This window comes from Vibrio sp. 10N.222.55.C6, from assembly GCF_041473395.1.
Lineage (GTDB): Bacteria > Pseudomonadota > Gammaproteobacteria > Enterobacterales > Vibrionaceae > Vibrio > Vibrio crassostreae_C.
Window position 1 is genome coordinate 1 of the sequence record NZ_JBFRSD010000146.1, and the last position, 578, is coordinate 578.

At 41.5% G+C, this 578-nt stretch carries 1 protein-coding gene; it reads right to left on the reverse strand.

Annotated features, from left to right (window positions below):
* Positions 1-16: 16 nt before the first annotated feature.
* Positions 17-578, reverse strand: a 562-nt coding sequence (locus AB4486_RS22965) for a restriction endonuclease subunit S (protein WP_372118812.1), incomplete at its 5' end; no start/stop codon positions are given.

A 578-nucleotide genomic window follows, 5' to 3' on the forward strand; every position in this document is an offset into this window, starting at 1 on the left:
ATGTTGAAGCAGTATTTTACTGCGAGAGCCAACTAGAGTTGATTTGTTCAATTTTCTTCTGAAGCTCGTTAATCTCATTGTGAGTCTCTAAGACTTCTGAACGTATCTCTTTCAATTGTTCCAGTCTATCATGGTTGAAAAGAGGAACTTCAATGTTGCTCAAATCTTTGGCTGATAACATCTGAGCGGTTGTTCCTGTAACAAAGCTAGAAAGCTGTCGCTGACCGAATTCAGAAATAAGGTACTGATACAAAGCAACACTCGATAGATTATTCACATGTGGCTTTAGCCTCAAAATTGCAAACGCCTGACTCGCAATTACATTAGCTTCAATGCTTTCATCAACCAAAGCAATGCGCCCTACAGCACCTCTGCACGACACAAGAACATCTCCCTCTTGAATTTTTTGCTTTTCGACTTTGCCGACATCTTTGGCGGAGACCTTGATTCGCTTTCCATCGCCTTCTAACTGCCCTATCGAGTTGAGGCTTGTTAGGTTATGTTCAATGTACTCAACGTCAGCATCCACATTATGCTTTACTGCTTGTGGACGAACTATCTCAACTAACTCAGACAAC